The following is an 18,052-nucleotide window of genomic DNA, read 5'->3' on the forward strand; positions in this document are numbered from 1 at the left end:
CGACAGCGAAAGAGAGAAGCTCATGAAGGTCAACCCCAGCGTCAAGAAGATTTGCGACAAGTGCAAGGTCATCCGTCGCAACGGACGCGTCATGGTTATCTGCGAGAACCCGCGCCACAAGCAGCGCCAGGGCTAATTCTCCATTCTTCGGAGAATCGCAGCACCAGCACAACGCAGCTTCGGCTGCATCTATAACGGCAGTTCCAGAACTCATTCGAGGGACACCTCGGGTCGGAGGCCCGGGCACAGGAACTGCTCCACACCTCCACTAACTCCTAGGAGAAGCCACCATGGCACGTCTCGCCGGCGTAGACATTCCCCGCGATAAGCGCGTGGAAATCGCACTGACGTACATTTACGGTGTTGGACGCACGAGGTCTCTGAAGACCCTCGCCGACACCGGCATCAGCGGAGACATCCGCGTGAAGGATCTCAGCGACGACCAGTTGGTCCTGCTGCGTGACTACATCGAAGGCAACTACAAGGTAGAGGGTGACCTCCGCCGTGAAGTTCAGGCCGACATTCGCCGCAAGGTTGAGATCGGTAGCTACGAGGGCATCCGTCACCGTCGCGGCCTGCCCGTTCGTGGACAGCGCACCAAGACCAACGCTCGCACCCGTAAGGGTCCGAAGCGCACTGTTGCCGGCAAGAAGAAGGCTCGCTAGGCCCCGGCCTTCGAGCGCTCTGCCGAAAGATTTAGGAGATATTCATGGCTGCACCCAAAACGGCTGCTCGCAAGCCGCGTAAAAAAGAGAAGAAGAACATTGCTGTGGGCCAGGCCCACATCAAGTCGACCTTCAACAACACCATCGTTTCGATCACCGACCCGACCGGCGCTGTCATCAGCTGGGCCTCGTCAGGTGGAGTGGGCTTCAAGGGTTCGCGTAAGTCGACCCCGTTCGCCGCTCAGCTTGCCGCAGAGTCCGCTGCCCGCCAGGCGCAGGAACACGGCATGAAGAAGGTTGACGTCTTCGTCAAGGGACCCGGCTCCGGCCGCGAGACCGCGATCCGTTCGCTTCAGGCTGCTGGCCTCGAGGTTGGTTCGATCAACGACGTCACCCCGCAGGCGCACAACGGTTGCCGCCCGCCGAAGCGTCGCCGCGTCTAAGCCCTTTCGACAGTTGACGATTGAGCGGCGCCAGATTTCTGGTGCTGCTCAATCGTCGGCTCAGACACAACTTCATACCTCGTCATTGCAAGTGTCATATAGCGGACACTTAGCCGAAAGGAACACATAGTGCTTATTGCACAGCGCCCAACGCTCACCGAAGAGAACATTTCAGAGTTCCGCAGCCGGTTCGTGATTGAGCCCCTGGAGCCTGGCTTCGGTTACACCCTCGGTAACTCACTTCGCCGTACCCTGCTGTCTTCCATCCCGGGCGCTGCTGTAACCAGCATCCGCATCGACGGTGTGCTGCACGAGTTCAGCACCATCCCCGGTGTGAAGGAAGACGCCACCGAGATCATCCTGAACATCAAGGGTCTCGTCGTCTCCAGCGAGCACGACGAACCGATCACCGCTTACCTCCGTAAGACCGGTGCCGGTCAGGTCACCGCCGCAGACATCTCGGCTCCGGCCGGTGTCGAGGTGCACAACCCTGAACTGGTTATCGCGACCCTGAACGACAAGGCGAAGTTCGAACTCGAACTCACCATTGAGCGTGGCCGTGGCTACGTGTCCGCGACGCAGAACCGCAATGAGTTCTCCGAAGCTGGCCAGATTCCCGTCGACTCGATCTACTCGCCCGTCCTCAAGGTCACCTACCGTGTCGAGGCAACTCGTGCCGGTGAGCGTACAGACTTCGACCGCCTCGTTGTTGACGTTGAGACCAAGCCGGCCATCACGCCGCGCGACGCCATCGCATCCGCTGGTAAGACCCTGGTTGAGTTGTTCGGCCTCGCTCGCGAGCTGAACAACGCAGCAGAGGGCATCGAAATCGGCCCAGCGCCGGTTGACGCCGTTCTGCCCGGCGAGCTTTCGATTCCGATCGAAGACCTCGACCTCTCGGTTCGTTCCTACAACTGCCTCAAGCGCGAGGGCATCAACACCGTCTCCGAGCTCGTCGCTCTGAGCGAGACTCAGCTGATGAACATCCGCAACTTCGGACAGAAGTCGGTTGATGAGGTTCGCGACAAGCTCGTGGAAATGGGCCTTTCGCTCAAGGATTCGGTTCCCGGATTCGACGGCGCCCACTTCTACTCGGGCTACGACGACGAGACAAGCAACTAAGGCTCGTCCCCGGACGCCCTTTCATTTTTTGATACTGGAGATACAATATGCCTACGCCCACTAAAGGCCCCCGCCTCGGAGGCGGCCCAGCGCACGAGCGTTTGATGCTCGCCAACCTGGCCGCTGCCCTGTTCACGCACAAGAGCATCAAGACCACCGAGACCAAGGCCAAGCGTCTTCGTCCGGTCGCTGAGCGTCTGATCACGTTCGCCAAGCGTGGCGACCTGCACGCTCGTCGTCGTGTGATGCGCGTCATCGGTGACAACTCGGTCGTTCACGAGCTTTTCACCGAGATCGCTCCCCTCGTTGCAGAGCGTGAGGGCGGATACACACGCATCACCAAGCTCGGCTTCCGTAAGGGCGACAACGCTTCCATGGTTCAGATCGAGCTCGTTCTCGAGCCCGTCACCCCCAAGGTGAAGAAGTCGAAGCCTGCTGCTGCAGAGGCTGAGGCTCCTGTTGTTGCTGAAGAGACTGCACCCGAGGTTGAGGCAGAAGAGCCCGCAACCGAGGTTGCTCCCGAGGCTGAGGCTGTTGAAGCCGACGCTGAGGTCGTTGAGGCTGACAAGGCCGACGACAAGTAATCTTCGTTTCTTCGAAGCCCCCGTTATCTTTCGAGATGACGGGGGCTTCGTCGTTCCGTGTCGACTTCGCACGGCTCCCGCGTGAGCCGGTGCGCAAGGCTCGCCCGGTACACTTCCGAGGTGGACCCCGCCTCGACCAGCACCAGATTCCGACTCGATATCGCCTATGACGGCACCCACTTCGCCGGCTGGGCCAAACAGCCCGGTCTCAGGACCGTCCAAGGGGTCCTCGAAGACGCGATCACGACGATCCTCGGGAACCACGGCGATCAGATTGTGGTGTCGGTCGCCGGACGCACAGATACGGGCGTTCACGCCAGTGGACAAGTCGCCCATCTCGACCTCGACGAGGAGCGCGCCGCACGGGTGCGCCGTGGGCGCCCGGCCAGGGACGGTTTGCACCCGACAGGAAGTGCTTTGCGCCGAAAGGTGAACGGTGTGCTCGGGCAGTACCCGGACGTTGTCATCACCAACGCGCGTCCGGCGGCACCCGGGTTTGATGCCCGCTTCTCAGCAATCTGGCGTCGGTATGAATACCGAATCGCCGACAGCCTGTCCTTTCGGAACCCGCTCGAACGCGCTCACACCGTCTGGCATCCGTCCCCGCTGGACGTTGATCGCATGAACGCAGCAGCACAGTCGCTCGTTGGACTGCATGACTTCGCCACGTATTGCCGGCCCCGAGAGGGCAGGACAACCATCCGGACCCTGCAGCGGTTCGGCTGGCACCGAGACGCGGAGGGTGTGCTCGTCGCCGATGTCCGCGCCGACGCCTTCTGCCACAGCATGGTCCGCGCCCTCGTCGGCGTGTGCGTTGCAGTGGGGGAGGGCAAGCTTGAGGTTGCGGATGCTGAACGCCTGCGGGCCGGGGTCGCTCGGTCGAACGAGTTCGCGGTGATGCCTGCCCGTGGACTCACGCTGGCCGAGGTGGGTTATCCCAGCGACGCGTTACTTGGACAGCGTGCGGTGCTGACGAGGCAGCGTCGAACCCTTCAGGACGGGCGGGATCCGTTCGCTGAGTTTGACGAGGATGATGACGCCGGGTAAGGTTGGTCCTTGGTGTCCAAACTCCCTGCAGTGCGGCACCCGAAGTTGAGCCCTCCACCTGCGGCGTTCTAATCAGAACTCCCAACGGAGCGGGATTCACGAGCAACCAACTTACGACAAGAAAGCAGCACTACTGTGACGCGCACTTATTCCCCTAAGGCATCAGAAATCCAGCGTGACTGGTACATCATTGACGCCACCGACATCGTGCTCGGCCGTCTGGCCAGCCAGGTCGCCGTTCTCCTCCGTGGAAAGCACAAGCCGACGTTTGTGAACCACATGGACACCGGTGACTTCGTCATCATCATCAACGCCGAGAAGGTCGCCCTCACCGGCCAGAAGCTTCTCCAGAAGAAGGCATACCGCCACTCGGGTTACCCGGGCGGAATCAAGGCTGTCACCTACTCGGAGCTCCTCGAGAAGAACCCGACGCGTGCCGTTGAGAAGGCCATCCGTGGCATGCTCCCGAAGAACTCCCTCGGTGCAGCACAGCTGCGCAAGCTGAAGGTGTACACCGGTAGCGAGCACCCCCACGCTGCACAGCAGCCCAAGACGTTCACCCTCGACCAGGTCGCCCAGTAAGCGCCCGGAATAGAAATAAGGATTCCTACAGTGGCGAAGATCGCAGATTCCATTTCAGAGACCCCGGAGAGCTTCTCCACCGAGACGCCGGTTGAGGCAGCCCCCAAGGCAGCACGCCCCGCATTGAGCGTTCCTGGTGCAGCAGTTGGCCGTCGCAAGCAGGCTATTGCCCGCGTGCGACTCATCCCGGGCACCGGCACCATCACGGTCAACGGCCGTGAGCTCGCCGAGTACTTCCCGAACAAGCTGCACCAGCAGCTCATCAACGACCCGTTCACCATCCTCGACCTGGCTGGTGGCTACGACGTGATCGCCCGCATCTCCGGCGGTGGCCCCTCCGGCCAGGCTGGTGCACTGCGCCTCGGCATCGCTCGTGCGCTCAACCAGATCGACGAAGAGAACAACCGCGCAACGCTGAAGAAGGCCGGCTTCCTCTCCCGTGACGCTCGCGTCAAGGAGCGCAAGAAGGCTGGACTCAAGAAGGCACGTAAGGCACCTCAGTTCTCGAAGCGCTAATCGCGCATCGGATCTGGACTGCTCTCTATGCCTCGTCTGTTTGGTACTGATGGTGTTCGCGGCCTCGCGAACAAGGACCTGACGGCAGACCTCGCTCTCGGCCTTGCCCAAGCCACCGCTGTGGTGCTTGGGCAGGGCCGAAGTGCTGAGGCCCGTCGTGCCGCTGGGAAAAGGCCGGTCGCCGTGCTTGCACGTGACCCGCGCGTTTCCGGTGAGTTCCTCGCCGCGGCCGTTGCTGCCGGCCTCGCCTCGAGCGGTGTCGACGTTCTCGACGCCGGAGTTATTCCGACCCCAGCCGCCGCGTTCCTAATCGCGGACATCGACGCCGATTTCGGTGTCATGATCTCTGCGAGTCACAACCCGGCGCCCGACAACGGAATTAAAATCTTCGCTCGCGGAGGCACCAAGCTTCCCGACGCCGTTGAGGAGCGCATCGAAGCGACTCTCAACGAAACGAAATGGGCACCGACCGGTGCCGACGTCGGTCGCATCCGGCGCTTCGCTGACGCAGAAGACCGCTACGTCCTTCACCTGCTCGGTAGCCTGCCGCACAGACTCGACGGGATCCACGTCGTCCTCGACTGCGCTCACGGTGCCGCTGCCGGCGTGTCACCCGAAGTATTCCGTGACGCGGGCGCTCGTGTCACGGTGATCGGTAACGATCCTGACGGCATGAACATCAACGATGGTGTCGGCTCCACCCACCTGGATCTCCTCGCGAAAGCCGTGCTTGAGCACGGTGCAGATATCGGAATCGCGCATGACGGCGACGCCGACCGTTGCCTCGCTGTTGACGCTAACGGCAAGGTCATCGACGGCGACCAGATCATGGCGATACTCGCGGTGTCGATGAAAGAGCGCGGCCATCTCACCGATGACACGCTCGTTGCCACAGTGATGAGTAACCTCGGTCTTCGGATCGCCATGGAAGACCACGGAATCTCGATGGTCAACACCAAAGTTGGCGACCGTTACGTGCTTGAAGCAATGGACGGTGGACGATTCGCCCTGGGCGGCGAGCAGTCCGGCCACGTCATCATGAGTGAGTTCGCTACGACGGGCGATGGCATCCTGACCGGACTCCACCTGGTCAGCGAGATGGCTCGTACCGGCAAGACGGCGGCAGAACTCGCGAGCGTCATGACCGTGTACCCGCAGATCCTCGTCAACGTGCGAGGCGTCGACCGCGAAGCAATCCACAAGGACGAAGTGCTCGCGGAAGCCGTGCGCAGCGCAGAAACTGAACTGGGTGAAACCGGCCGGGTGCTTTTGCGCCCCAGCGGCACCGAACAGCTGGTCCGGGTCATGGTGGAAGCCGCCGACCAGACCACGGCTGACCGCCTTGCGCACCGCATCGCGGATGTCGTTCGCGTTCAGCTCGCCGTCTAAACACTCCCCGCTAAACGGACCGCCGCTGCAACTCGCAGTGACGGTCCGTTTTCGCTTTCACACCTTGCGGAGCAGCACCGAACTGACCTTGTGGTCTGATGCCTTTCGCAGGACAAGCTTCGCCCGCGCTTTCGTTGGGCGAATGTTGTCGATCAGGTTCGGTTCATTGACCTCGCGCCAGAAGTACCGGGCACGCTCGCGGGCCTGCTCCTCGGTGAGGTCGGCGTACACATTGAAGTATGAGTTCGGGTTCGTGAATGCGCCGCGCTGGAGCGCCATGAAGCGTTCCTCGTACCAAGACGCAATGTCACTGGTGCGGGCGTCAACGTAGATGCTGAAGTCGAACAGGTCTGCAACCGTGAGGCGGTGACCGTTTCCCGCTGGCTGCAGGACGTTGAGTCCTTCTACGATGAGAACGTCGGGTCGTCGAACCACCACGTTCGCGTCGGGCACGATGTCGTATTTGAGGTGGGAATAGAACGGAGCGCGCACCTCGGGCGCCCCGCTCTTCACCGCACTGACGAACCTCAGCAGCGCGCGGCGGTCATAGGCCTCCGGGAACCCTTTTCGCTCCATGATGCCGCGACGTTTCAGCTCAGCGTTGGGGTAGAGGAAGCCGTCGGTCGTAATCAGTTCTACCCGTGGGGTGTCCGGCCAGCGCGACATCAGTTCGCGAAGCAACCGCGCCACCGTTGATTTGCCGACGGCTACCGAGCCGGCCACTCCGATGACAAATGGGGTGCGATCGGCGGATCCACCGAGAAATGACATCGTCGAATCGTGCAGTCGTTTCGCTGCGGCGACGTACAAACTCAACAGGCGGCTGATCGGTAAGTACACCTCAGCGACTTCCGTCATGTCGAGGCGATCGCCCAAACCACGCAGCTGCACGATCTCGGCATCGGTCAGTGGCGACTGCGTCGTTGGTGCGAGCCGAGACCACTCAGACCGATCGATTTCAACGAACGGGGTGATCTGCGTGCCGTTGTGGTGGCCGTCTCCGTGGTCAGACATAAGGTTCTCAGTCTATTGCCGCTATTCTTGAGCCCATGTGTGGAATCGTGGGATACGTAGGCGCCAATGACAGCATCGATGTACTTTTGGGCGGACTGAGCCGTCTCGAGTACCGCGGATACGACTCCGCTGGTGTCGCCGTCATCGACGAGGCAGGCACCCTGCGCACTCGCAAGCGCGCCGGTAAGCTAGCGATCCTCGCCGGCGATCTCAAGGCTGGCGCCATGGAGACCAGCCACACGGGCATCGGCCACACCCGCTGGGCGACGCACGGCGCACCGACCGACGGCAACGCGCACCCGCACCTGGGTGACGACGGCAAACTCGCCCTCATCCACAATGGCATCATCGAGAACTTTTCGCCGCTCAAGCAGGAGCTGCTTGACGAAGGCTTTACCTTCGAGAGTGAAACGGACTCCGAGGTCGCCGCGGTTCTGCTCGGCCGCGAATACCGCAAGACCAACAACCTCCGCGAGGCATTCCAGAACATCGTTGCCCGCCTGGACGGTGCGTTCACCCTCCTTGCCGTCCACGAGAATGAGCCCGGCCTCGTCGTGGGGGCCCGCCGCAACTCGCCGCTCGTCATCGGGCTGGGCGACGGAGAGAACTTCCTCGCTTCGGACGTTGCCGCATTCGTCGAGTACACCCAGAACGCCCTCGCCATCGGCCAGGACCAGATCGTCTCCATCACGCCAGAGACGGTCGAGGTGACCGACTTCTTCGGTGCTCCCGTCGAGGTCGAGCCGTTTGAAATCCAGTGGGACGCCAGCGCTGCTGACAAGGGCGGCTGGCCCAGCTTCATGGCCAAAGAAATTTCCGAAGAACCGGATGCCGTCGCCAACACCCTGCGCGGACGCATCGATGCAGATGGCCAGGTAGTTATCCCCGAACTCAACGGCCTCGATGACCTGTTCGTCGACATCAATCGCATCGTCGTCATCGCTTGTGGCACTGCAGCGTACGCCGGCCAGACCGCGAAGTACGCCCTCGAAAAGTGGGCCGGAATCCCCGTCGACGTCGAACTCAGCCACGAGTTCCGTTACCGGGAACCGGTGATCACACCGCAGACCCTTGTCGTCTCCATCAGCCAGTCCGGCGAAACCATGGACACGCTCATGGCCGTCAAGTACGCCAGCGAGAAGGGCGCCAAGACACTCTCGATCTGCAACACCCAGGGAGCGACCATCCCTCGCGAGTCCGACGCGGTTGTCTATACACACGCCGGCCCCGAGGTTGCTGTCGCATCGACGAAGGCCTTCGTCGCGCAGATCACGGCCCTCTACCTCTTCGCTCTGCACCTCGCACGTGTTCGCGGTGCCCAGCCGACCGACGTGCTCGCCGCGCAGTCCGCTGAACTCCTTGCCGTGCCCGCGAAGATTGCCACCATCCTCGAGGAAAGCGACGTTGTCTCGCAGCTCGCCCGCTGGATGAGCGACTCCCGTGCCGTGCTGTTCCTCGGCCGCCACGTCGGATTCCCGATTGCGCTCGAGGGTGCCCTCAAGCTCAAGGAACTCGCCTACATTCACGCAGAAGGCTTTGCAGCCGGCGAGCTCAAGCACGGCCCCATCGCGCTCATCGAACCGGGCCAGCCGGTCTTCGTCGTCGTGCCGAGTCCCCGCGGCTCAGCCATGCTGCACTCGAAGGTCGTCTCCAACATCCAGGAGATCCGGGCACGCGGCGCCAAGGTCATCGCAATTGCCGAAGAGGGAGACGCCGCGGTCCTGCCGTTCGCCGACACCGTCATTCGGATCCCGCTGGCCGCACCGCTCTTTGAGCCGCTCCTCGCCGTTATTCCGCTGCAGATCTTCGCGATGGAGCTCGCCATCGCCAAGGGACTCGACGTCGACCAGCCACGCAACCTCGCTAAGTCGGTCACTGTCGAGTAGCCACCCAGCCGAAGCCCGGAAAGGACGCGCGTGATCGTCGGAATCGGCGTTGATCTCGTCGATCTCGCCCGTTTCGAACGGGCCGTGGACCGAACTCCCAAACTGCGGGAACGCCTGTTCGCTGAGAGCGAACGGGACAAGCCGCTTCGATCACTGGCCGGCCGGTTCGCCGCGAAGGAAGCCCTGATCAAGGCGTTGGGCAGCTCCGACGGCGTGCACTGGCTCGAGATCATCGTGTCCAACAGCGCCGAGGGAGACCCCGGCTTCGAACTGTCCGGCGAGACGGCCGCTGTCGTGGCCCGGCGCGGTATCACCAGCCTGCACCTGTCGATGAGCCACGACGCAGGCGCAGCGATCGCGTTCGTCATCGCCGAGCGCACCGACGCGGCAGACCAGAAAGAGAGCGCATGAGCGGGTTCCGCGAAGCCATCATCGACACGGACGCGATGACCCACAACATCCGTCACATTGCCGCCCTGGTGAACGTTGACCACCTCATCGCGGTGGTCAAGGCTGACGGGTATGGTCACGGTGCCGTCCCTGCCGCTCGCGCCGCCCTCGCGGGAGGTGCCGACTGGCTTGCGACCGCCGATCTTCGCGAAGCCACCGAACTGCGCGATGCCGGGCTCACGGCACCCCTGCTCTGCTGGCTCCACGCCCCAGACACCGACTTCCGGCTCGCTCGGGAGCGGAACATCGACGTTGGCATTTCGTCTCTTGACCAGCTCGAGCAGGTAGCGGATGCCGTCGGAAACGGCCCAGCGTATGTTCACCTGAAACTTGAAACCGGTCTTTCCCGCAATGGCATCGACCCCTCCGACTGGCAGGCCACGTTTGCGCGTGCCGCCGAGCTCGAGCACGCCGGCCGGCTGTCGGTACGCGGTATCTTTTCGCACCTTTCCAACGCCTCGGATGCCGACGATCTGGCTGCCGCCGAGGAATTCGCACGCGGCGTCCGGCTCGCCAAGGACACCGGACTCCGGCCGCAACTCGTGCACCTGGCCGCAACGGCAGCCGCGATTCGATTGCCCGAGACACGGTTCAACACGGTGCGCATCGGCATCGGGCTCTACGGGCTCTCACCGTTCGATGACGCGAGCTCCCGCGACCTTGGCCTCATTCCTGCCATGACCCTTCGCGCCTCTGTCGCAGCCGTGCGCCGGGTTCCCGCCGGCAAAGGCGTGTCATACAGCTACACCTACCGTGCGCCCCACGAGACCTCGCTTGCCCTCGTGCCCCTGGGCTACGCCGACGGTATTCCCCGGCAGGCATCCAACGCCGGGCGGGTGTCGATCGGGGGCGAGCTCTACACCGTGGCCGGGCGCATTGCGATGGACCAGTTCGTCGTTGCGGTCGGCGATGCCGCTGTCGCACCGGGCGACGACGTGGTGATCTTCGGCGACGCCGCGCACGGGGCGCCGAGCGCGACCGACTGGGCCATCGCGGCCGGCACCATCAACTACGAGATCGTCACTCGCATCGGGTCGCGGGTGTCACGGGTCTACCGGTCAGCGTCATGATCGAGCTTCCCTTCGACGGCACTGTCGCGACCGCCGACGACATGCATGATCTCGGAGTCGGTCTGGGCGCGAGTCTTCACGCGGGCGATCTCCTGGTCCTGACCGGCCCGCTCGGCGCCGGCAAGACGACCCTCACCCGCGGTATCGGTGAGGGCCTCGGAGTGCGCGGCCCCGTCACGAGTCCTACCTTCGTCCTCGCCCGCACGCACCCGAGCCTCACCGACGGGCCGCCGCTTGTGCACGTCGACGCCTACCGCCTCTCCAGCCCGCTTGAGCTCGACGACCTCGACATCGACTTCGCGGGCAGCGTCGTGATCGTGGAGTGGGGACGCGGCATGCTCGACGGCATCGCGTCGACGTGGCTCGACATCGAGATCGAGCGTCCGACCGGAGCCAGCGACACGCGTTCCACATCAGGAATGTCAGCGGATGCCTCCGGCTCGGTCACCGACGACGCCAGCGTGGACACCGTGGTAGACAACGATGAACCGCGCCGCGTTCGCATCTCGAGGCACGAGGCCCCTGCGACCGCGTAGGCTGGATCCGTGCTCCTTGCCATAGATTCATCCACGGGTACGAGTGTCGCTGTGGTCGATCACGACGGCGGTATCCTCGCTGAGACGACCATCGACAACACCATGAGCCACGCTGAAGTGGTTGGGTCTTCGATTCGTGCGGTGATGCTGGAGGCGGGAGTAACAGCATCCGCTCTCTCGGGTGTTGCCTGTGGAATGGGTCCGGGACCGTTCACCGGCCTGCGGATCGGGATCGCTGCAGCCCGTGTCTTCGCGCTCGCGATCGACAAGCCGCTCGTGCCGCTGGTCAGCCATGACGCGGTTGCGTATGACTGGTACCGGGCTGGCCATACCGGCGGACTGCTCGTCGTGACCGACGCCCGCCGAAGGGAACTGTACTGGTCGGCCTATTCGGGGGCAGACGCCGACGGCATTCCGGTGCGGGTGGAGGGTCCAGGGCTGTGTAAGCCCGACAACCTGGGGCACGACGACCTCGTCCGGCTCGACGCCACCACCGTCTCCGCGGGGTCGCTGGGAATGCTCGGCGAAACGATCTACGCCACCGGCGGCTCGTTCGCGGCCGACGAAGCGCTCTACCTGCGCTCACCTGACGCGGTCCCATCGCTCGGCACGAAGCGGGTCACGGCATGACCTGGCAGATTCGACGGGCCGGGGTGGCCGACCTCGCGCACATCCTCGCGATTGAGGAATCGACGTTCAGCTCAGACGCCTGGTCAGCGGAGCTGCTGCGCTCCGAACTCGCGAGCGAGAACACCTATTACATTGTGGCTACGCCAGTGGGCGCCCCCGAGATCATCGAGGGTTACGCCGGGCTCATGGTTCCGCCGCGCGCCGAAGACGCCGACGTGCAAACCATCGCGGTTGCCGCTGAGGTTCGTCGGATGGGGCTCGGCCGGATTCTTCTGCGTGCGCTGCTGAGCGAGGCGCGGAAGCGCGGCGCCCGGCAGGTGTTTCTCGAGGTACGCGCGGATAACCCGGGAGCACAGGCGCTCTATCGTGAATTGGGATTCGAGGAAATCGCCGTTCGTCCCGGGTACTACCAGCCCGACAACGTCGACGCGGTCGTGATGAAGCTTGAGTTGGGGACTCGCGTGCCCGGGCTCGCGGTAGGAGTGCAGTGAACGACAGCGTGACCAACCGCTCGAACCCCCTTGTCTTGGGGATCGAGACCTCGTGTGATGAGACGGGCATCGGCATCGTCCGAGGGTCGACACTGCTCAGCAACACGATTGCCTCGTCCATGGATGAGCACGCCCGCTACGGCGGCGTCGTGCCCGAAGTGGCGGCACGCGCCCACCTCGAAGAAATGGTGCCCGCGCTGAACAAGGCCGTCGCCGAAGCGGGCATCACCCTCGACCAGCTCGACGCCATCGCCGTGACCACCGGACCGGGGCTCTCGGGCGCTCTCATGGTGGGCGTTGGAGCCGCAAAGGCCCTGGCCGTTGCTCTCGATAAGCCGATCTACGCCGTCAACCACCTCGTCGGCCACGTCGGTGCCGACATCCTTGACCCGTCGGGGACAGCCTTCGAGTACCCCACGATCGCTCTGCTCGTCTCTGGCGGGCACACGTCGCTGCTGCTCGTTCGTGACCTCGTCGGTGATGTTGAGCTTCTCGGTGAGACGATCGACGATGCTGCCGGCGAGGCCTTTGACAAGGTGGCCCGGATTCTCGGGCTGCCGTACCCGGGCGGCCCGCACATCGATCGCGTGGCGGCGACAGGCGACCCGAAAGCCATCAGGTTTCCCCGCGGGCTCAGTCGGCCGAAAGACATGGAGAAGCACCGCTACGATTTCTCCTTCTCGGGACTCAAGACTGCGGTGGCGCGGTGGGTCGAGCAGAAGCAGGACGCCGGACTCGAGGTTCCGGTTGCCGATGTGGCGGCTGGCTTCCGGGAGGCAGTGGCCGATGTGCTGATCACCAAGGCTCTCGCCGCCTGCGAGGACCATGGCGTTCCGCGCCTGTTACTCGGCGGGGGAGTGGTCGCCAACGCCCGGGTCCGGGAAATGGCCACCGAGCGCGCCGCCGCAGCTGGCGTTGCCCTGCGGGTTCCGCCACTGTCGCTCTGCACCGACAACGGCGCGATGATTGCCGAACTCGGTGCGCAACTGATCATGGCGGGGCACGAACCCTCTACACTCGACTTCTCGGCTGATTCGACCCTTCCCGTGACGGATATCCAGGTGCGGTAGCACCGCGACGACAGGAAACTCTCATGTCTGATCCTTCCCGCCCTGACGGCACACCCCCGGTACCTCCGTTGCCACCGACCGTGCCGGAAGAGCCGGGTGCGCCATCGACACCTGCTGAGCCTCCCCTTCCCGCCGAGCCGCCGACTCCGATGGAGCCGCCGGTGCCCTCGCCCTCAGAGCCCATCGCCCCCCACCCGATCGAGCCGCCGGTGCCTTCGCCGGGAGAGCCGGGGCCGCCCGCGCCCAGTGAACCGAGCGTTCCCCTACCCGGCGAGCCGTCACCGCCAGCGTATTCATCCGGGATGACGTATCGTCCATCGGCTACGCCTCCGGTGAACCCGTATGCACAAGCCGCTCCCGTCGCTGGAAACCCGGCCCCACTGAGCTCGAATCCCGGTTCCGGGTACCCTGTCCAGCAGCAGCAGCAGCGCGCCGTACCCGAGCAGACATCATTCGCTCCGACCGCAGCGCACGGGTGGGCACAGCCCGCCGGGGCGACCGGGTATCCGGCAGCTTCCGCGCCGCAGCCCGCGTTCGAGAGCCCGGCACCCGCCTACCCCTCTGGGCAAGGCGCGCCGCAGCCTTTTGCGTACCAGGGCCAGCCCTCGTACGCAGGCCAGCCAGGCTATCCCGTCCAGCCGGGCTATCCCGCGCAGCCCGGTTACCCCGGTCAGGTGGGCTACGGCGGTACCGCCGGACAGCCCTATCCGGCGTATCCCGGCACTGTCCCGGCGCTGAAGGCCCCGTCGACTCCCAAGCAGGGGCTCGTCGGTCTGATTCTCGGAATCGTCGGAGTCATCGGCGGTGTCATCTTTGGGTGGACCCTTCCTCTGTCGATTGCGGCCGTGATTCTCGGCTTCCGTGCGCGCAAGAGGGAGCTGACCACCCCTGGTCGATCACTCGCCGCAATTGTGACCGGCATCGTCGGCGTGCTCTTGTCTCTGGGGTGGCTGGCCTACAGCGTCATCACGATTGCCGCTCGGGCGGCTGGCTAAGCGATGTCCAGGCGCAGGGACGAACGGCTGCCGCGGGCTCTGTTCACGACCGCCGCGACGAGCTACGCCGTCAACTGTGCCCTGGGGGCCAGCGTTGCGGCGGGGATCGTGCACACCGGGAAGTTTCGGTGGATCCACCACGCGATATACATCGCTACCGTCACAACTAGCATCGGTGCGGGAAGCTCCCTGCTGTGGAGTCGTAATCGCGCTGGGTGGTGGCTAATCCCGGCCGCCCTTCCGCTGGCTGTCATTCCTCGAGCGAGCGCGCGCTCCTCGCAACACGTGCGCACGGCGCTGTCAGCGGCGCCCTTTTTCCTGTTGAGTTTGATCAAGGCCTGGAGGTAGGCGTGGAGTTTCTCGATGTGGTTCGCCGGCGGAAGACAACGAACGGCCCGTTCCTGCCAGACAAGGTCAGCGAGGAACACCAGCGCCTTCTCATGGAGGTGGCCGGTCGAGCGCCGTCGCAGCTGAACAGCCAGCCCTGGCGATTCGTGATCATCGACGATCCGAGCACTATCGATTCCATCGCGACAATCAGCGGCGACAGCATGACCGAGGCGATGTCGAACGGCACGTTCTTTGAGCGTTACAAACCCTACTTTCGCTTCAGCGCCAAGGAGATGGCTGAACGCCGCGACGGCATGCTCTTCGACAAGCTCCCCGCGGCACTGCGGCCGTTCACTGACCAGGTCTTCACCAAACGCGGGCAGAAGCTCATGAACGCGATGCGCGTGCCGCACAAACTCGGTGAAGAGAATCGCAAGCTCGTCGCTGGCTCACCGCTCCTGATCGGCGTCATGCTCGATCGGTCGGAGTACCGCCCTGGAGAACTGAGCTCCTTCTATTCGGTCTTCAGCATGGGTGCCGCGATGGAGAACGTCTGGCTCACCACGGTGGAATTGGGTATGGGCATCCAGTTTGTGTCCTTCCCCATGGAAGTCCCGGGGATGTGGGCCAAGATCGAGACCCTGCTGCATGTGCCGGACTCGCTCGAGTTGATGGCGGTCTACCGGCTGGGGTATGTCCCGGCCGAACAGCGACGCCCGGCGATCGACTGGACCAGCCATGAACGGAAGCTGCCGTCGCAATATGTGTTCCGCGGCACATGCCAAACGCCGCAGACCGGCTGGGACACTCCCGCTTCTGCGGGATAGTCCGAGCCGACCTGCGGCGTCAAGCCCTCGGCGCATGGTCGAGGGCACAAAGTCGAATTAGCGACCGGTGGCGTCCGGGGAGCGGTCGACTGATCCGCGCCACGCGCCGGTCTCGAAGCCGTTGGACTCGATGAGCTCCTTGAACTTCTTGAGGTCGCGTCCGATCTGAATGTCATCGACCTGAAGCAGCGCTCCTGCCTTCTCGACAACTCCTTCTGGAGCCCAGTCGAGGCGGAGAGAAATGCGCGTCTCATCGTCGCTCAGGCGGTGGAACGACACAACGCCGGCGTGGTCTTCGCCGCCGGTGCTGGTCCAGGCGATCCGGGTGTCAGGAATCTGTTCGCTGATTTCAGCGTCGAATTCGCGCTTGACGCCAGCGATCGAGACCTTCCAGTGGGTGTGAGTGTCACTCGTCTGCGTCACTTCGTCCACGCCGCTGAGGAACTGAGGGAAAGTTTCGAACTGTGTCCACTGGTTGTACGCCGTGGAAACGGGGACGTTTACGTCGATGTCTGAGTTAACTGTGGCCATGAGTGTTCCTTCTTTCTGAAGTTGCTCGACTGGGGTAACCACAGGCAAACACACCGACCTGAGGGGAAGGAGGGGGTTGCGCCCAGAACGCGAACCTGCCTAACCTCGCGCACGGTAAATGGTTATCGGACCCGTTCGCAGAGCAGTGCAGCGTGCTTGCCGTCAACCCGCGTCAGCACCAGGGTGGCGCTCTCGCTCCCGCGCAGCGCCATCTTTTTCCGGAAGGCCGCCGGGTCGATATCGGCACCGCGTTTCTTCACCTCGAGCGTCCCGATTTTGCGGTTCGCGAGTTCGCGCTTCAACGTGCGCTCGTCGAGCGGGAACCTCTCGAGCACCCGGAACGTCGACACGAACGGCGAGCGCACCTCCTGGTCGCCGGTGAGGTAGGCGATGCCGGGGCTCAGCATTCCGGCGTCGAGCGTGCGCGCAACATCACCGATCAGCCGTGCCCGAATCACCGCACCATCCGGCTCGTACAGGTACTGCCCGAGCGGCCGAACATCGACGTCGTCGCTGTCAGCCGCCGCTGTGAGTTCGTGCGTTCCCTCGCTGTTGAGCACGAGTGCCGATCGATGAATCCCAGGTCGCCCCAGGGCACCAAACCAGAGGCCAAGCTCAACCACCTGCCCGTCGACACTGATCCACTGCGCTTCGGCGGTATCGGGGATGAGCGAGCGGTCGTACCCTGGTCCCAGCTTCACGCCAACCGGCCGGCTGGCGGCGCGGTCGAAGACGAGATCCAGCGACGGGCTGTAGTCCTCGGGCCGGGTCAGCCGCGTCGTGTTCGAGTGCCCGGCCGAACGCCTGGCCGGATCAAAGTAGAGTGCATCGAATTCACTGGCGTCCACGTCTTCCGCCCGAGCGTGTCGCACATCGGCAGTCGGGAACGGTGCGAGGTTGTAGCTCGCGACGGTTGCGGTGACTTCGTCGGCGTCCACCGCCGTGACAGCGAGGTCCATTGCCGCGAGGGCCATGGCGTCGCCGCCGATGCCGCAGCCGAGATCGGCGACACGGCGAAGACCGGCAGCGCTGAAGCGACCCGCGTGCAGGGCAGCGACCCGGAGTCGAGTCGCTTGCTCCAACCCGGCCTCGGTGAAAAGCATCCGCGAGGCAAAATCGCCGAATTTACCGACAGCCTTCCGCCGGAGTTTGACCTGGGTCAGAACGGCGGCGACGAGCGTGGCCGAATGGCCTTCGGCGCGCAGCCGTGAGACGGCCCCAACAACGTCAGTGACGGCATCCGTTTCTCCCACAGAATCGAGGAGGGTGAGCCCGCTCGGAGTCAGCAATTCAACGAGTTCGGCTCTATCCATCAGGCAAACCTATCAAGACGGATGCCTGTGGCTGGCGATCCATTGGCACTCACGTTGCGAGAGTGCCAATCGATCCCTACACTGGCATTAGCACTCTCGATGTGAGGGTGCTAACTCAAGTCTTAGTTCAGAAAGAGGTCAACCGTGTCGGTCAGCATCAAGCCGCTCGAGGATCGCATCGTCATCAAGCAGGTCGAAGCAGAGCAGACCACTGCTTCGGGACTCGTTATTCCTGACACTGCCAAGGAAAAGCCCCAGGAGGGCGTTGTTGAAGCAGTCGGCCCCGGCCGCATCGACGACAACGGCAACCGCGTTCCGCTCGACGTCGCCGTCGGCGACAAGGTGATCTACTCCAAGTACGGCGGAACTGAAGTCAAGTACGACGGCCAGGACTACCTGGTTCTCTCGGCTCGCGACGTTCTCGCAATCGTGGTTCGCTAACACCAGCAACCTCAAGAAAGACCCGGACGGTGGAAACACAGTCCGGGTCTTCTTCTCTTAACGGGCTCGCCCCGACGGGGTTCGCTCGTCAAGGGGCGTGACACAGTTCCGCGCCGCAGT

Annotated in this window: 22 protein-coding genes; 19 read left to right on the top strand and 3 right to left on the bottom strand. The window is 63.6% G+C overall.

The window, feature by feature from the left end; genetic code table 11:
• Positions 1 to 22: 22 nt before the first annotated feature.
• The 9 genes from rpmJ to glmM all read left to right on the top strand — a co-directional run bounded on the left by rpmJ (position 23) and on the right by glmM (position 6,348).
• Positions 23 to 136 (top strand): 50S ribosomal protein L36, encoded by a 114-nt coding sequence (gene rpmJ / locus L1277_RS00505; protein WP_011186712.1) that lies wholly within the window; start codon positions 23 to 25, stop codon positions 134 to 136.
• A gap of 154 nt (positions 137 to 290) precedes the next feature.
• Complete coding sequence (gene rpsM, locus L1277_RS00510) at positions 291 to 665, top strand: 30S ribosomal protein S13 (protein ID WP_253374408.1); 375 nt, start codon at positions 291 to 293, stop codon at positions 663 to 665.
• Positions 666 to 709: 44 nt separating this feature from the next.
• Positions 710 to 1,108, top strand: a complete 399-nt coding sequence (gene rpsK / locus L1277_RS00515) for a 30S ribosomal protein S11 (RefSeq protein ID WP_108391748.1) — start codon at positions 710 to 712, stop codon at positions 1,106 to 1,108.
• A 129-nt stretch (positions 1,109 to 1,237) separates the two neighbouring features.
• The gene (locus L1277_RS00520; protein ID WP_121657791.1) at positions 1,238 to 2,230 is read left to right on the top strand and encodes a DNA-directed RNA polymerase subunit alpha; all 993 of its coding nucleotides are present in this window, start codon (positions 1,238 to 1,240) and stop codon (positions 2,228 to 2,230) included.
• A gap of 47 nt (positions 2,231 to 2,277) precedes the next feature.
• Positions 2,278 to 2,814 (top strand): 50S ribosomal protein L17, encoded by a 537-nt coding sequence (gene rplQ, locus L1277_RS00525; protein ID WP_253374409.1) that lies wholly within the window; start codon positions 2,278 to 2,280, stop codon positions 2,812 to 2,814.
• 120 nt (positions 2,815 to 2,934) lie between these two features.
• Positions 2,935 to 3,861, top strand: coding sequence for a tRNA pseudouridine(38-40) synthase TruA (truA, locus tag L1277_RS00530; protein ID WP_253374410.1), 927 nt, complete (start codon positions 2,935 to 2,937; stop codon positions 3,859 to 3,861).
• Between the two features lie 135 nt (positions 3,862 to 3,996).
• The gene (rplM, locus tag L1277_RS00535) at positions 3,997 to 4,443 is read left to right on the top strand and encodes a 50S ribosomal protein L13 (RefSeq protein WP_253374411.1); all 447 of its coding nucleotides are present in this window, start codon (positions 3,997 to 3,999) and stop codon (positions 4,441 to 4,443) included.
• A gap of 30 nt (positions 4,444 to 4,473) precedes the next feature.
• Positions 4,474 to 4,959, top strand: coding sequence for a 30S ribosomal protein S9 (gene rpsI / locus L1277_RS00540; RefSeq protein WP_253374412.1), 486 nt, complete (start codon positions 4,474 to 4,476; stop codon positions 4,957 to 4,959).
• Between the two features lie 27 nt (positions 4,960 to 4,986).
• Entirely contained in the window at positions 4,987 to 6,348 is a 1,362-nt protein-coding gene (glmM, locus tag L1277_RS00545) for a phosphoglucosamine mutase (protein WP_253374413.1), read from the top strand.
• A gap of 57 nt (positions 6,349 to 6,405) precedes the next feature.
• Here the strand turns inward: glmM and coaA are convergent, their stop codons facing one another.
• Positions 6,406 to 7,362: a type I pantothenate kinase gene (coaA, locus tag L1277_RS00550; protein WP_253374414.1), complete on the bottom strand. Its 957-nt coding sequence runs from the start codon at positions 7,360 to 7,362 to the stop codon at positions 6,406 to 6,408.
• A 35-nt stretch (positions 7,363 to 7,397) separates the two neighbouring features.
• Here coaA and glmS point away from each other — a divergent pair, with 35 nt between their 5' ends.
• From glmS to L1277_RS00595, 9 genes are all read left to right on the top strand, one after another.
• Entirely contained in the window at positions 7,398 to 9,248 is a 1,851-nt protein-coding gene (glmS, locus tag L1277_RS00555) for a glutamine--fructose-6-phosphate transaminase (isomerizing) (RefSeq protein ID WP_253374415.1), read from the top strand.
• Between the two features lie 30 nt (positions 9,249 to 9,278).
• The gene (locus L1277_RS00560; protein WP_253374416.1) at positions 9,279 to 9,659 is read left to right on the top strand and encodes a holo-ACP synthase; all 381 of its coding nucleotides are present in this window, start codon (positions 9,279 to 9,281) and stop codon (positions 9,657 to 9,659) included.
• Positions 9,656 to 10,768 (top strand): alanine racemase, encoded by a 1,113-nt coding sequence (alr, locus tag L1277_RS00565; protein WP_253374417.1) that lies wholly within the window; start codon positions 9,656 to 9,658, stop codon positions 10,766 to 10,768. The genes L1277_RS00560 and alr overlap by 4 nt, the downstream gene beginning before the upstream one ends.
• Entirely contained in the window at positions 10,765 to 11,304 is a 540-nt protein-coding gene (gene tsaE / locus L1277_RS00570) for a tRNA (adenosine(37)-N6)-threonylcarbamoyltransferase complex ATPase subunit type 1 TsaE (RefSeq protein ID WP_253374418.1), read from the top strand. Before alr ends, tsaE begins: the two co-directional genes overlap by 4 nt.
• Positions 11,305 to 11,313: 9 nt before the next feature.
• Positions 11,314 to 11,934, top strand: a complete 621-nt coding sequence (gene tsaB / locus L1277_RS00575; protein WP_253374419.1) for a tRNA (adenosine(37)-N6)-threonylcarbamoyltransferase complex dimerization subunit type 1 TsaB — start codon at positions 11,314 to 11,316, stop codon at positions 11,932 to 11,934.
• Positions 11,931 to 12,425, top strand: a complete 495-nt coding sequence (rimI, locus tag L1277_RS00580) for a ribosomal protein S18-alanine N-acetyltransferase (RefSeq protein WP_253374420.1) — start codon at positions 11,931 to 11,933, stop codon at positions 12,423 to 12,425. Before tsaB ends, rimI begins: the two co-directional genes overlap by 4 nt.
• On the top strand, positions 12,422 to 13,495 hold the full coding sequence (gene tsaD / locus L1277_RS00585) for a tRNA (adenosine(37)-N6)-threonylcarbamoyltransferase complex transferase subunit TsaD (RefSeq protein ID WP_253374421.1): 1,074 nt from the start codon (positions 12,422 to 12,424) through the stop codon (positions 13,493 to 13,495). Before rimI ends, tsaD begins: the two co-directional genes overlap by 4 nt.
• Before the next feature lie 302 nt (positions 13,496 to 13,797).
• The gene (locus L1277_RS00590; RefSeq protein ID WP_253374422.1) at positions 13,798 to 14,490 is read left to right on the top strand and encodes a hypothetical protein; all 693 of its coding nucleotides are present in this window, start codon (positions 13,798 to 13,800) and stop codon (positions 14,488 to 14,490) included.
• A 350-nt stretch (positions 14,491 to 14,840) separates the two neighbouring features.
• Positions 14,841 to 15,647, top strand: coding sequence for a nitroreductase family protein (locus tag L1277_RS00595; protein ID WP_253374423.1), 807 nt, complete (start codon positions 14,841 to 14,843; stop codon positions 15,645 to 15,647).
• Positions 15,648 to 15,704: 57 nt separating this feature from the next.
• Here L1277_RS00595 and L1277_RS00600 read toward each other — a convergent pair whose 3' ends face one another.
• Together L1277_RS00600 and L1277_RS00605 are read right to left on the bottom strand one after the other, a co-directional pair.
• Positions 15,705 to 16,178 carry an SRPBCC family protein gene (locus tag L1277_RS00600; RefSeq protein WP_253374424.1) on the bottom strand — a complete coding sequence of 158 codons (474 nt, stop codon included), beginning with the start codon at positions 16,176 to 16,178 and terminating at the stop codon, positions 15,705 to 15,707.
• A gap of 122 nt (positions 16,179 to 16,300) precedes the next feature.
• Positions 16,301 to 17,491, bottom strand: a complete 1,191-nt coding sequence (locus tag L1277_RS00605) for a class I SAM-dependent methyltransferase (RefSeq protein ID WP_253374425.1) — start codon at positions 17,489 to 17,491, stop codon at positions 16,301 to 16,303.
• A 144-nt stretch (positions 17,492 to 17,635) separates the two neighbouring features.
• Here L1277_RS00605 and groES point away from each other — a divergent pair, with 144 nt between their 5' ends.
• The gene (gene groES / locus L1277_RS00610) at positions 17,636 to 17,932 is read left to right on the top strand and encodes a co-chaperone GroES (RefSeq protein WP_253374426.1); all 297 of its coding nucleotides are present in this window, start codon (positions 17,636 to 17,638) and stop codon (positions 17,930 to 17,932) included.
• The last annotated feature ends 120 nt before the right edge of the window (positions 17,933 to 18,052 follow it).

It is taken from the genome of Okibacterium sp. HSC-33S16 (assembly GCF_024171565.1).
Classification (GTDB): domain Bacteria; phylum Actinomycetota; class Actinomycetes; order Actinomycetales; family Microbacteriaceae; genus Mycetocola_A.

Excerpts from the sequence above, each read along its gene's own strand:
- glmS (WP_253374415.1), top strand. The coding sequence starts at position 7,398 with ATGTGTGGAATCGTGGGATACGTAGGCGCCAATGACAGCATCGATGTA.
- rpsK (WP_108391748.1), top strand. The coding sequence starts at position 710 with ATGGCTGCACCCAAAACGGCTGCTCGCAAGCCGCGTAAAAAAGAGAAG.
- rimI (WP_253374420.1), top strand. The coding sequence starts at position 11,931 with ATGACCTGGCAGATTCGACGGGCCGGGGTGGCCGACCTCGCGCACATC.
- coaA (WP_253374414.1), bottom strand. The coding sequence starts at position 7,362 with ATGTCTGACCACGGAGACGGCCACCACAACGGCACGCAGATCACCCCG.
- alr (WP_253374417.1), top strand. The coding sequence starts at position 9,656 with ATGAGCGGGTTCCGCGAAGCCATCATCGACACGGACGCGATGACCCAC.
- rplQ (WP_253374409.1), top strand. The coding sequence starts at position 2,278 with ATGCCTACGCCCACTAAAGGCCCCCGCCTCGGAGGCGGCCCAGCGCAC.
- L1277_RS00605 (WP_253374425.1), bottom strand. The coding sequence starts at position 17,491 with ATGGATAGAGCCGAACTCGTTGAATTGCTGACTCCGAGCGGGCTCACC.
- glmM (WP_253374413.1), top strand. The coding sequence starts at position 4,987 with ATGCCTCGTCTGTTTGGTACTGATGGTGTTCGCGGCCTCGCGAACAAG.
- tsaE (WP_253374418.1), top strand. The coding sequence starts at position 10,765 with ATGATCGAGCTTCCCTTCGACGGCACTGTCGCGACCGCCGACGACATG.
- L1277_RS00590 (WP_253374422.1), top strand. The coding sequence starts at position 13,798 with ATGACGTATCGTCCATCGGCTACGCCTCCGGTGAACCCGTATGCACAA.
- L1277_RS00600 (WP_253374424.1), bottom strand. The coding sequence starts at position 16,178 with ATGGCCACAGTTAACTCAGACATCGACGTAAACGTCCCCGTTTCCACG.
- rpmJ (WP_011186712.1), top strand. The coding sequence starts at position 23 with ATGAAGGTCAACCCCAGCGTCAAGAAGATTTGCGACAAGTGCAAGGTC.
- rpsM (WP_253374408.1), top strand. The coding sequence starts at position 291 with ATGGCACGTCTCGCCGGCGTAGACATTCCCCGCGATAAGCGCGTGGAA.